Raw genomic sequence first — 11,899 nt, 5'->3', positions numbered from 1 at the left:
TGTTATTTTTACTGAAAATTAGAATTTAGAAATGAAGAAACATATTCCAAATGCATTAACGCTATTAAACTTATTTAGCGGAAGTGTTGCCGTAATTTTAGCAGTGAATGATAATTTGGTAAGTGCCGCTTTTTTTGTGTTTTTAGGGATATTTTTTGATTTCTTTGATGGTTTTGCAGCCAGGAAACTTAATGTTTCTAGTGAATTAGGCTTGCAGTTAGATTCTTTATCCGATATGGTAACTAGTGGTTTAGTGCCTGGAATTGTCATGTATAAGTTGTTAGAATTGTCCATTCCTGCTTGGAATGATTTGGATGCAATGGAAACTACTGGGTATGGTTTTTCAAATTTAGAATTCGAAATGCTTTTGCCGTTTTTCGGACTCCTAATCACGCTTGGTTCGGCGTACCGTTTGGCTAAATTTAATATCGATACCGAACAGCAATCTTTCTTCAAAGGGTTGCCTACACCAGCGAATACCATATTAATTTTAGGTCTGCCATTAATTTTAGAATATCAGAATAACGATTTTATTAATAGCATCATTCTTAATAAATGGTTTTTAATTGGGCTTACCATTTTAAGTTGTTACCTCTTAAATATGTCCATGAAACTATTTGCATTAAAGTTCAAGGATTTCCGCTTTAAAGGAAACGCCATGCGTTATGTGTTTTTAATATTAAGTTTGGTGTTTATGGTGGTTTTAAAATATATCGCCATACCGGTAATTATATTGTTTTACATTATCATGTCGGTTATAGATAATTCAACTTCAAAATAGAATAAATGGCTTCAGGTTTTTTTGCATTATTGGATGATATCGCTAGTTTAATGGACGATGTGGTAGTTATGAGTAAAATTTCAGCTAAAAAAACAGCAGGGATTTTAGGAGATGATTTAGCCGTGAATGCGGAAAAGGCAACTGGTTTTCTAGCTTCTCGGGAACTTCCTGTGTTATGGGCGATTACAAAAGGTTCGGCTTTAAACAAATTAATTATTCTACCTATTGCCTTTTTGTTAAGTGCTTTTGCGCCATGGGGCGTCACTTTAGCTTTAATTTTAGGAGGGGTTTATTTAGCTTTTGAAGGGGTTGAAAAGGTTATTCATTATGTCTTTCCGCATAAAATTGAACACGAAACACCTGTAATTACAAAAGTAAATCTTACTGAAGCAGAACAACTTGCGGTTGAAAAAAAGAAAGTGAAAGCCGCAATAGTAACCGATTTTATTTTATCTGTTGAAATTGTGATAATTGCTTTGGGATCTGTGGTTTCTGAGCCCTTATTAACTCAGATTCTTGTGGTTACGGTGATTGCTTTTTTAGCTACTATCGGGGTTTATGGTATTGTTGCATTAATTGTAAGAATGGACGATTTTGGTTTTAAGTTGATTAGCCTAAACGACAACAAAAAAAGTGTGTCTTATGTTACGGGAAACCTGCTTATAAAAACGTTACCCTGGGTAATTAAAGGCCTGTCTATAATTGGAACGATTGCCTTGTTACTTGTTGCAGGAGGTATTTTTGCACACAACATAGATATGTTTCATCATTTTTTAGATGTGTTACCAGGTGTTGTTAGAGAATTTATTTTAGGACTCTTAATTGGATTAGCAGCCTTTTTAGTGATTGAAGGTTTTAAGTTTATAAAGAAGAAATTCTAAATTTATATATGGTGTTTAAAGAAGTGTCATATTCTGATTTAGAAAGTATTATTCTTCCGATTTAGTGCTTTTATTTTTAGGAGTGCGTTTGGCTTTTTTTAGACTTTCATTAAGCATCCATTCTATTTGACCATTGGTGCTGCGGAATTCATCCGCAGCCCATTTTTCAATAGCCTTTAGCATTTCTTCATTAATACGTAGTGCAAAAGCCTTTTTTTTGGCCATAGTTACTTTTTAATTATTTATAGCAAAAATAGTTTATTGATTTAAAGTACCAGTATTTAAAACAGGTGAAGCATCTTTATCTCCACAAAGAATGACCATTAAATTACTAACCATAGCTGCTTTACGTTCTTCATCCAAATCAACAATTTGTTTTTTTCCAAGTTCGTCTAGGGCCATTTCAACCATGCTAACGGCACCTTCCACAATTTTGTGTCTAGCCGCAACAATAGCTGTAGCCTGCTGCCTTTTTAACATCGCGTTAGCGATTTCTTGAGCATAAGCTAAATAACCAATTCTAGCCTCTAAGACTTCAATGCCTGCAATCGATAAACGTTCGTGAATTTCCTTTTCTAAAGCTTCACTCACCTCATTAACGCTTGAGCGCAGTGTGATATCTTCTGTATGACCTTCATCGGCAAAATTATCATAAGGATACATACTTGCTAGTTTACGTACTGCAGCATCGGTTTGAACACGAACGAAATTTTCGAAATTATCAACATCAAAGGCTGCTTTGTAGGTGTCTTTTACTCTCCAAACCAGAATTGTACTAATCATGATTGGGTTTCCTAATTTATCATTTACTTTTAAGCGTTCGCTGTCAAAATTACTAGCACGTAGCGAAATCTTCTTTTGAGTATAAAAAGGAAGAATCCAATAGAAACCATTCTTGTTAACGGTTCCTATGTACTTTCCAAACAGTAATAAAACCCTAGCGTTATTCGGCTGCACCATTATAAATCCCTTAAATATGAAGGCACAAAGTATAAATGGTACGATATAAAAGATGCTTCTGGTTAAGGCTACTATTGCAATACTAGCGCAAAGGGTAATAAAGAATACAAATAGCATGAGATAGCCATTCGTTGGTGTGATTGTTTTTTCTGAATTCATAACTCTATAGTTGGTTTAAAATGATATTATTTTGATATCATAAAGACATAACTCTGTTTTGGATTATTTGAAAAAAACTTAAAATATTTTGTACGTACAATTCTTGTGAATCTTAATTCCAATTCAATAAATTGGAGGAAAAAACATAGCCAATTGCAGCGGGTTGAAAACAAGCTGTTTAAATTAATAATGTATTGTGTTTTATTTTAGTAGGGGGCTTTTTTAGGGTATAAAAAGATGAAGGTAATTAGTATATTATATGTTTTTAATTTGAATTTTTAGCGGAATGTGATGTGGAGCACAGTCGAGATTCAACTTTTGATACCGAAAAATTCTTGACGGCGCTATCGTTAATATAAGAAGACCCTTCAGGTTTTTAAAACCTGAAGGGTCTAATATGCTTAAATTTAAAACACGTTTAAATATTAGAAGTTAAAATTTGGAATTGTACGTGTCATTCCGACGTTAGGAGCAATCATTTCCTTTTAAGTACCGGTTACACGGTTAAACAAATCAACAAATCAACGTCTTGAAAGTTTCAAGTTACTATACTTCCGTCACCCGTCTTCGGTCATCTCTCTCCCGTCAAAATCCCCAATTCAACAGTTACACAGTTTAGCGATTAAACAAATCAACACATAAACGAATAAACATTTCTCGCTACTCCCGAATCTTCTTCTTACGCAATTCAAAATTCTGACCTAAATATACTTTACGGACCATTTCATCGCTGGCTAATTCTTCAGGTTTTCCTGCTTTAAGAATACTTCCTTCAAACATTAAATAGGTTCTGTCGGTAATGGCAAGGGTTTCTTGGACGTTGTGATCGGTAATAAGAATGCCAATATTCTTTTTAGTAAGTTGTGCTACAATACGTTGAATGTCTTCAACGGCAACAGGGTCAACCCCTGCGAAAGGTTCATCTAATAATATAAAATTAGGATCGGTGGCTAAGGCTCGTGCAATTTCTGTACGTCTACGTTCGCCTCCAGATAATAAATCGCCACGGCTTTTACGAATGTGTTGTAAACTAAACTCTTCAATAAGCGATTCCATTTTGTGAAGCTGCTCTTTTTTACTCAATTTAGTAAGTTGCAGTACACTTAAAATATTATCTTCAATACTTAATTTTCTAAAAACCGATGCTTCTTGCGCTAAATAACCAATACCGTTTTGGGCACGTTTGTACATGGGGTATTTGGTGATTTCAGTATTATCGAGAAATATATGTCCGCCATTAGGTTTTATCAAGCCTACAATCATGTAAAATGATGTTGTTTTTCCAGCACCGTTAGGCCCTAATAGACCAACAATTTCACCTTGTCTGACTTCAAGAGAAACATCTTTAACAACTTTTCGTCCGCTATAGGACTTCATTAAATTTTGAGCTTTTAAAATCATAATTTTATATACTGAATGCTAAAAATAGTAAAATGTGATGTACTAACTGTTTTTTTATAGAATTATATACGCCTCAACACGTGGCAGTAGGTTTTTTACATCAATTTAATTTATTATTGAAATGTCAGGTCGAGCGCATTGGAGTCCCGATTTTTAACGATTGAAAGTTCTCTACGGCGCTCGAACAGACAGATATGTTATATTTTCTAAAGGCCTATTAACTTTGAGACTCTAGGTCGTCCCAAAACTCGTAAGCACGTCGTAAGTGTGGAATAACTATTGTTCCTCCAACCAAAGTTGCAATACCTAAAGCCTCTACAACCTCTTCCTTTTTCAAACCTAAATTATAAGCCGTTTCTAAGTGGTATTTCACACAGTCGTCGCAGCGTAAAACGGTAGAAGCCACCAAGCCTAGTAGTTCTTTTGTTTTCAAATCTAAGGCACCTTCCGCGAAAGCGTTAGTATCTAAGTTAAAGATGCGTTTTATAATTTTATTATTATCGGCTAAAATCTTGTCATTCATTTTAGCACGGTAGTCGTTGAATTCCTGAACTTTATTTGACATGCTGCTTTTCGTTTCGTTTTTGATTTCTAACTACAATTCTAGATATAAGAATACTAACTTGATATAAAATTAGTATTGGAATGGATACAATTACCTGACTGGCAATATCTGGTGGGGTGATAATTGCTGAAAGAATTAAGACAATTACCAAGGCGTATTTTCGATATTGCTTTAAAATCTCTGGTGTTACCAAACCTATTTTTGTAAAGAAATAAATAATGATTGGTAGCTCGAATATAAGTCCGGAGGCTAATGCTGAAGATCTTACCAAAGCAATATAAGAACTGATATCAATTTGATTATCTACCATCTCCGAAATGCTATAATTTGCCAAAAAGTTAATCGATAATGGTGTTACAATGTAGTAGCCAAAAAGGACACCAATAAAGAATAAAGCTGAGGAAATAATAATGAATCCTCTAGAATGTTTGCGCTCGTTGCTGTGTAAACCTGGGCTAACAAACTTCCATAGTTGATAAATAATATAAGGGAATGATATGATAAAACCGCCCAATATGGCCGTCCAGATATCTGCGGAAAACTGTCCCGCCATGGTTCTGTTTTGTAGAATCAGTGGGATTTTTTCATTACAGAACGTGGTGTCTAATCCTAAAAAATTCGCGGTTTGACATAGAAAATCATAAGTCGGGAAACTCATGTTTAAAGGTGCAAAAATAATCTCGTTAAAAACAAATCGGCTAAAAATAAAAGCCAAAGTACCTACAAGGATAACAGCGCCACAAATTCGAATAAGATGCCATCTTAAGTCTTCAAGATGGTCTAAAAAAGACATCTCGTTAATATTTTTTGTTGCCATTATATGATGCCTTCTTTTATTAAATCATGTAGATGAACAACGCCTGCATAATTGCCTTCGTCTTCCACTAGTAATTGCGAAATTTCGTTACTTTCCATAACCTCAAGAGCCTCAATTGCCATGGCTTTGGCTTCAATACGTTTTGGGTTTGCACCCATAATATCTTTTGCTGTTAAGTTGGAAAAGTCGTCTACTTTGGTTAACATTCTACGTAAATCACCATCGGTGATAATTCCTAATATTTTCTTGTCTTCAACTACGGCAGTTACACCAAGCATTTTTTCGGTAATTTCAATAATCACCTCTTTAATACTCGTATTCGGGCCAATTTGTGGCTTTTCGTTCACCGAAGAAATATCACGAACGGTTAAATATAATTTCTTTCCTAAGGCACCTCCTGGGTGGTATTTAGCAAAATCGTTACTTGTAAATCCTCTTAATTCGAGCAAGCAAATCGCTAAAGCATCACCAACCACTAATTGTGCGGTGGTACTAGTAGTAGGCGCTAAATTATTCGGGCATGCTTCTTTTTCGGTGTAGGCATTTAGCACATAATCAGAATGTTGTCCTAAAAAAGAACCTTTATTTCCGGTTATCGCGATTAATTTGTTTTTTGCGCGTTTTATATGCGGAATAATCACCTTAATTTCTGGTGTATTACCACTTTTTGATAAACAAATAACAATATCATCCTTTAGAATAAGTCCTAAATCACCATGAATGGCATCGGCGGCATGCATAAAAACTGCAGGTGTTCCTGTGGAGTTTAAAGTCGCTACAATTTTGTTTCCTATAATGGCACTTTTTCCAATGCCTGTAATAATAACACGACCTTTGGAGTTATATACAAGATCAACTGCGTTAGCAAACTCATCGGTTACAAGACTAGATAAGTTCAAAATCGCTTGACTTTGCATTTCAATGGTCTGCTTAGCAATATTAATAATAGACTGTTTGTCTTTCAAAATTTCGTATTTTTGGGTTGATTTTTAAAGATTTTAGTATCTTTAAGTAATAATCAGAATTGAATTTTAATGTATTTTGAATTTTCGTTACAAAACTAACGAAAAAATAAATGAGGGATCTTTAATTACATTAATAAATTAGTTCTTTGATTATAGTTATTTTAAAAAGAAGAAGCAGGTAAATTAATTATTTTAAATTGATGTCAATAGCAAAAAACGACTTACATGTAGCTTTAAAAAAGTATTTTGGATTTAATCAATTCAAGGGACTACAAGAAGGAGTTGTAGAAAGTATATTATCAGGGCACCACACTTTTGTGATCATGCCAACTGGTGGTGGTAAATCTTTATGTTACCAGTTACCAGCATTAATGCAAGAAGGAACAGCCATTGTGGTGTCGCCTTTAATCGCATTAATGAAAAATCAAGTTGATGCCATTCGTGGTGTTTCCAAAGAAGAAGGAATTGCTCATGTTTTAAACTCTTCATTAAACAAAACAGAAGTTAAACAGGTCAAAGAGGATATTACCAACGGGGTAACCAAGTTGTTATATGTCGCGCCAGAATCCTTAACTAAGGAAGAAAATGTTGAATTTCTAAGGTCTGTGAAAATCTCATTCATGGCCATTGATGAAGCCCACTGTATTAGTGAGTGGGGACATGATTTTAGACCAGAATACAGGAATTTACGTCATATTATCAAACGTATTGGCGATAATATTCCGATTATTGGTTTAACAGCAACGGCAACGCCTAAAGTTCAAGAAGATATTATTAAAAACTTAGGTATTCATGATGCTAACACTTTTAAAGCATCCTTTAATAGACCTAATTTATATTACGAGGTACGGCCAAAAACTAAAAATGTTGATGCCGATATCATCCGTTTCATAAAACAAAATGAAGGAAAATCGGGTATTGTTTACTGTTTAAGTAGAAAACGCGTTGAAGAATTAGCGCAAGTTCTACAAGTAAACGGAATCAATGCGGTGCCTTATCACGCAGGGTTAGATGCCAAAACACGTTCGAGCCATCAAGATAAATTCCTTATGGAAGATGTTGATGTGGTGGTGGCTACCATCGCTTTCGGAATGGGGATCGATAAACCAGATGTGCGTTTTGTAATTCATCATGATATTCCAAAAAGTATAGAAAGCTATTACCAGGAAACTGGTCGTGCTGGTCGTGATGGTGGCGAAGGGCATTGTTTGGCTTATTATGCCTATAAAGACATTGAGAAATTAGAAAAATTCATGTCTGGAAAGCCAGTGGCCGAGCAAGAAATCGGACAAGCATTATTGCAAGAGGTGGTCGCTTTCGCGGAAACATCTATTTCGCGTAGAAAATTTATTCTCCATTATTTTGGTGAAGCGTTTGATAATGAAACCGGTGATGGTGGTGATATGGATGATAACGTAAGACATCCTAAAAAGAAAACCGAAGCGCAAACTGAAGCTAAATTATTGCTTGAAGTGATTCGTGATACTAACGCGAAATACAAGTCGAAAGACCTAGTAAACGTTATTGTTGGTCAAGAAAACGCTTTAATCAACTCACATAAAACGAACGAGCAACCATTTTTTGGTACAGGAAAAAATCACGATAAGAAATATTGGATGGCCCTTTTAAGACAGGCTCTAGTGGCTGGTTATCTTAAAAAAGACATTGAAACTTATGGGGTTATAAAACTAACTGATGCTGGACGTGATTTTATTGAAAACCCGATCTCGTTTATAATGACCGAAGATCACATTTTTGAAGGCGAACAGGAAGATGGTAGTATCATTACCGCTCAAAAAGCTAGTGGAGCTGTTGCCGACGAAACCCTTATGGGCATGCTTAAAGATTTACGTAAAAAGAACGCCAAGAAACTTGGTGTACCACCTTTCGTGATTTTTCAAGACCCTTCGTTAGAAGATATGGCCTTAAAATACCCAATAAGTTTAGCGGAATTAGCTAATGTTCATGGTGTTGGAGATGGCAAAGCAAAAAAGTATGGAAAAAGCTTTGTGGAGCTTATCGCAAAATATGTTGAAGAAAATGATATTACCCGACCAGATGATTTGGTTGTAAAATCGACTGGAACTAATTCAGCGAATAAACTGTACATCATTCAGAATATCGACAGAAAACTACCGCTTGATGATATTGCATCTTCTAAAGGGATGTCGATGGAAGATTTTATTAAGGAAATGGAAGCCATCGTGTATTCAGGTACTAAACTAAATATTGATTACTGGATTCATGATATTTTAGACGAAGACCAACAAGAGGAAATTCATGATTATTTTATGGAATCGGAATCTGACAATATTACTGCTGCAATCGATGAGTTTGATGGCGATTATGACGATGAAGAATTGAGGTTGTATCGTATTAAGTTTATTAGTGAAGTGGCGAATTGAGAAGTGAAGTAGGTTAGGGGGTAATAGTAGTTAAGGAGTATAGGAGTTAATAGTAGTTGAGTTGTTAAGGAGTTAATAGTAGTTAAGTAGTGTAGGAGTTAAGGAGGTTTTTTTAAATAGTTAAGGAGTTTGGTAGTTAAGTAGATTTTAGTCGTTAAAAAAAGCTTTTCTAAATTTATTAATCTTAATGCAATCACTATCTTTGTGCTTTCTTAAAAAATAGAACAATGCAAGACGGATTATACGCAAAATTTAATACTACAAAAGGAGAAATCTTAGTTGCTTTAGAGTTTCAAAAAACACCAGGAACGGTTGGTAACTTTGTTGCTTTAGCTGAAGGAAACTTAGAAAATTCAGTAAAGGCACAAGGCACAAAATACTACGATGGTTTAAAATTCCATAGAGTAATTCCAGATTTTATGGTTCAAGGTGGGTGTCCACAAGGTTCTGGTTCTGGAAACCCCGGATATCAATTTGACGATGAGTTTCATCCAGATTTAAAACATGATGGACCAGGCGTTTTATCTATGGCAAATGCAGGCCCTGGAACGAATGGTAGTCAGTTTTTTATAACACATGTTGAAACGTCTTGGTTAGATAATAAACATACCGTTTTTGGTAAAGTTGTAGAAGGACAAGATGTGGTTGACGCTATTGCTCAAGGTGATAAAATCGATTCTTTAGAAATTATTCGTGTAGGTGCAGATGCTGAAGCGTTTAAAGCTGTTGAAGCTTTTAGAAATTTTGAAGGTTCAAGGGAAAAACGTTTGGCTGAAGCTAAAGCTGCTGCTGAAGCAGAATTAGATAAAATAGCAACTGGTTTCAATAAAACAGATAGCGGATTACGTTACCAAATCATTCAAAAAGGTGATGGTGCTAAAGCAGAAAAAGGTAAAACAGTTTCTGTGCACTATAAAGGCCAATTATCTGACGGTACCGTTTTCGATTCTTCATACAAACGTAATGCACCAATCGATTTTCCTTTAGGAATGGGACAAGTAATCTCTGGTTGGGATGAAGGTATTCAATTATTAACCGTTGGTGATAAAGCGCGTTTTGTTATTCCAAGTCACTTAGGATACGGAAGTAGAGGTGCAGGAGGCGTTATTCCTGCTGATGCAACCTTAGTTTTTGACGTAGAGTTAATGGACGTGAAATAAACGTTTTTATTATAAATTATAAAGGGCTGTTTAAAATTAATTTTTAAGCAGCCTTTTTTTTGTGGTACATTTTAAATATGTAACTTCATATTTCTATTAGAAGCATTAGAATATATGACAAATCAAGAATTAGAGCATTTAAAATATCCCATCGGTCATTTTGAATGCCCTGAAAAGATATCAGAATCCGATATCAAACAATGGATTTCTGTTTTAGAGGCATTTCCAAATCGCTTGGAAAAGTTAGTAGCTGGATTAAGTGATGAGCAGCTAGATACGGTTTATAGAACCGGTGGTTGGACGGTTAGGCAGGTGGTTCATCATGTTTCTGATAGCCATCATCATAGTTATACCCGATTTAAATGGGCGCTTACAGAAGATAAACCTGTAATTAAAGCTTATTTTGAAGAACGCTGGGCAGAGCTTATAGATTCCAAATCGGCACCGATAAACATGTCTCTGCAACATATAAAAGCGATACATTTTAAGTTGGTTTATTTATTGAAAACTTTGTCGGAAGCCGATTTAAACAAAAGTTTCATTCACCCTGAGACAAACAGCGAAGTAAAACTAAATTATCAAATAGGTAATTATGCATGGCATAGTAATCACCATTATGCGCATATTGAACAAATTTTAAAATGAAGTGACAAGAATATAAATTAATTAAAAATGATAAGATCCCTCAAGAAAAAAGATACCCAAGATGTATTAGATATTTATAATTACTATGTTTTAAATTCAGTAGCTACTTTTGATGTTGATGCGCTGAGTTTAGAAGAATTTCAGAACAAAATTGACCAGATTTATAAAGATTATCCTTTTATAGTTTTTGAAGAAAACAACGAGATTTTAGGTTATGCTTATGGTAGTCGGTTTCGCCCGAAACCAGCCTATAACGACGTGGTAGAATCCACTGTTTATGTGAAACATGACACTCATGGCAAAGCTATTGGAACTAAACTTTATGCTGAATTGATAGCCCAATTAATTGAACGCGATTTTCACACGGTTTTAGGGGTGCTCACTGTTCCAAATGATGCAAGTATTAAACTGCATGAAAAATTTGGATTCGAAAAAGTGGCCCATCTAAAAGAAGTTGGCTATAAATTTAATACTTGGCAGCATGTAGGTATATGGCAATTAAAACTTAATTAAGATTTCCATTTAATACTACAACCAATACTTGGTTTTTGAGTGGCGGTATTTTCTTTGGTTTCGACTAGGCAATCTAGAGCTTGCCTTAAATCCTTCCCGGTTACGGCTTGGCTGTTTCCAGGTCTGGAGTCGTCTAATTGTCCGCGGTAAGTAAGTTTTAAATCACTATTAAAAACATAAAAGTCAGGGGTGCATGCAGCATCATAAGCTTTAGCTACACCCTGGCTTTCATCATATAAATAAGGGAAAGGGTAGTTTTCATTTTGCGCATGTAAGGTCATTTTCTCCGGACCATCTTGAGGATAGTTAATGGCATCATTACTTGAAATAGCGATAAACCCAAAGCCTTTTTCTGCGTAAGCGTTTGCGATGTTTACAATTTCTTTATTGATATGAATTACAAACGGACAATGATTACAAATAAACATGATGACTGTCCCTTTTGAGCCTTTTAAAGCGTTTAAGCTTAATGTAGTGCCACTTACGGTATCTGGAAGTGCGAAATAAGGCGCTTTAGTCCCTAAAGGTAACATGTTTGAAGGTGTGTCTGCCATGATAAAAATGTTTATCCAAAGTTCGTGAATATTTGGGTTGTTTTAAAATGATGTACTCAGTATTTTCAAAACCCTTATAAATAACAAAGAGGC

13 protein-coding genes are annotated in these 11,899 nt (G+C 35.1%); 6 read left to right on the top strand and 7 right to left on the bottom strand.

What is annotated here, in order from left to right:
- Positions 1-31: 31 nt before the first annotated feature.
- Both KO493_RS15590 and KO493_RS15585 read left to right on the top strand, forming a co-directional pair.
- Positions 32-781 carry a CDP-alcohol phosphatidyltransferase family protein gene (locus KO493_RS15590; RefSeq protein ID WP_216068910.1) on the top strand — a complete coding sequence of 250 codons (750 nt, stop codon included), beginning with the start codon at positions 32-34 and terminating at the stop codon, positions 779-781.
- A 5-nt stretch (positions 782-786) separates the two neighbouring features.
- A complete protein-coding gene (locus KO493_RS15585) occupies positions 787-1,662 on the top strand; it encodes a DUF808 domain-containing protein (protein ID WP_216068909.1) in 876 nt (291 codons plus the stop codon).
- Positions 1,663-1,710: 48 nt separating this feature from the next.
- On the opposite strand, the gene KO493_RS15580 is transcribed toward KO493_RS15585, so the two are convergent.
- The 6 genes from KO493_RS15580 to KO493_RS15555 all read right to left on the bottom strand — a co-directional run bounded on the left by KO493_RS15580 (position 1,711) and on the right by KO493_RS15555 (position 6,529).
- On the bottom strand, positions 1,711-1,887 hold the full coding sequence (locus KO493_RS15580; RefSeq protein WP_216068908.1) for an Arc family DNA-binding protein: 177 nt from the start codon (positions 1,885-1,887) through the stop codon (positions 1,711-1,713).
- Positions 1,888-1,920: 33 nt separating this feature from the next.
- Entirely contained in the window at positions 1,921-2,781 is an 861-nt protein-coding gene (locus KO493_RS15575; RefSeq protein ID WP_216068907.1) for an SPFH domain-containing protein, read from the bottom strand.
- 660 nt (positions 2,782-3,441) lie between these two features.
- On the bottom strand, positions 3,442-4,182 hold the full coding sequence (gene lptB / locus KO493_RS15570) for an LPS export ABC transporter ATP-binding protein (RefSeq protein WP_216068906.1): 741 nt from the start codon (positions 4,180-4,182) through the stop codon (positions 3,442-3,444).
- 217 nt (positions 4,183-4,399) lie between these two features.
- Positions 4,400-4,747: a carboxymuconolactone decarboxylase family protein gene (locus KO493_RS15565; RefSeq protein ID WP_216068905.1), complete on the bottom strand. Its 348-nt coding sequence runs from the start codon at positions 4,745-4,747 to the stop codon at positions 4,400-4,402.
- A complete protein-coding gene (tatC, locus tag KO493_RS15560) occupies positions 4,737-5,564 on the bottom strand; it encodes a twin-arginine translocase subunit TatC (RefSeq protein WP_216068904.1) in 828 nt (275 codons plus the stop codon). The genes KO493_RS15565 and tatC overlap by 11 nt, the downstream gene beginning before the upstream one ends.
- On the bottom strand, positions 5,564-6,529 hold the full coding sequence (locus tag KO493_RS15555; protein ID WP_252723253.1) for a KpsF/GutQ family sugar-phosphate isomerase: 966 nt from the start codon (positions 6,527-6,529) through the stop codon (positions 5,564-5,566). The genes tatC and KO493_RS15555 overlap by 1 nt, the downstream gene beginning before the upstream one ends.
- A gap of 200 nt (positions 6,530-6,729) precedes the next feature.
- On the opposite strand from KO493_RS15555, the gene recQ reads away from it, so the two are divergent.
- The 4 genes from recQ (at position 6,730) to KO493_RS15535 (ending at position 11,252) form a co-directional block, all read left to right on the top strand.
- Positions 6,730-8,934, top strand: coding sequence for a DNA helicase RecQ (gene recQ / locus KO493_RS15550; protein WP_216068903.1), 2,205 nt, complete (start codon positions 6,730-6,732; stop codon positions 8,932-8,934).
- 227 nt (positions 8,935-9,161) lie between these two features.
- Complete coding sequence (locus tag KO493_RS15545; protein WP_216068902.1) at positions 9,162-10,094, top strand: peptidylprolyl isomerase; 933 nt, start codon at positions 9,162-9,164, stop codon at positions 10,092-10,094.
- 114 nt (positions 10,095-10,208) lie between these two features.
- Entirely contained in the window at positions 10,209-10,739 is a 531-nt protein-coding gene (locus tag KO493_RS15540) for a YfiT family bacillithiol transferase (RefSeq protein ID WP_216068901.1), read from the top strand.
- A 27-nt stretch (positions 10,740-10,766) separates the two neighbouring features.
- Positions 10,767-11,252: a GNAT family N-acetyltransferase gene (locus tag KO493_RS15535; protein WP_216068900.1), complete on the top strand. Its 486-nt coding sequence runs from the start codon at positions 10,767-10,769 to the stop codon at positions 11,250-11,252.
- Here the strand turns inward: KO493_RS15535 and KO493_RS15530 are convergent.
- Positions 11,249-11,806: a thioredoxin family protein gene (locus KO493_RS15530; protein WP_216068899.1), complete on the bottom strand. Its 558-nt coding sequence runs from the start codon at positions 11,804-11,806 to the stop codon at positions 11,249-11,251. The two genes, KO493_RS15535 and KO493_RS15530, sit on opposite strands and share 4 nt — an antisense overlap.
- Positions 11,807-11,899: the final 93 nt, after the last annotated feature.

It is taken from the genome of Pseudotamlana agarivorans, assembly GCF_018860245.1.
Classification (GTDB): Bacteria; Bacteroidota; Bacteroidia; order Flavobacteriales; family Flavobacteriaceae; genus Pseudotamlana; species Pseudotamlana agarivorans_A.
The sequence above is the reverse complement of the archived record's forward strand: the minus strand, read 5'-3'. Positions and strand labels throughout refer to the sequence as shown.

Coding starts and splice junctions, on each gene's coding strand:
- KO493_RS15590 (WP_216068910.1), top strand. CDS start 32: ATGAAGAAACATATTCCAAATGCATTAACGCTATTAAACTTATTTAGC.
- KO493_RS15575 (WP_216068907.1), bottom strand. CDS start 2,781: ATGAATTCAGAAAAAACAATCACACCAACGAATGGCTATCTCATGCTA.
- lptB (WP_216068906.1), bottom strand. CDS start 4,182: ATGATTTTAAAAGCTCAAAATTTAATGAAGTCCTATAGCGGACGAAAA.
- KO493_RS15585 (WP_216068909.1), top strand. CDS start 787: ATGGCTTCAGGTTTTTTTGCATTATTGGATGATATCGCTAGTTTAATG.
- recQ (WP_216068903.1), top strand. CDS start 6,730: ATGTCAATAGCAAAAAACGACTTACATGTAGCTTTAAAAAAGTATTTT.
- KO493_RS15580 (WP_216068908.1), bottom strand. CDS start 1,887: ATGGCCAAAAAAAAGGCTTTTGCACTACGTATTAATGAAGAAATGCTA.
- KO493_RS15535 (WP_216068900.1), top strand. CDS start 10,767: ATGATAAGATCCCTCAAGAAAAAAGATACCCAAGATGTATTAGATATT.
- KO493_RS15540 (WP_216068901.1), top strand. CDS start 10,209: ATGACAAATCAAGAATTAGAGCATTTAAAATATCCCATCGGTCATTTT.
- KO493_RS15530 (WP_216068899.1), bottom strand. CDS start 11,806: ATGGCAGACACACCTTCAAACATGTTACCTTTAGGGACTAAAGCGCCT.
- KO493_RS15565 (WP_216068905.1), bottom strand. CDS start 4,747: ATGTCAAATAAAGTTCAGGAATTCAACGACTACCGTGCTAAAATGAAT.
- KO493_RS15545 (WP_216068902.1), top strand. CDS start 9,162: ATGCAAGACGGATTATACGCAAAATTTAATACTACAAAAGGAGAAATC.
- tatC (WP_216068904.1), bottom strand. CDS start 5,564: ATGGCAACAAAAAATATTAACGAGATGTCTTTTTTAGACCATCTTGAA.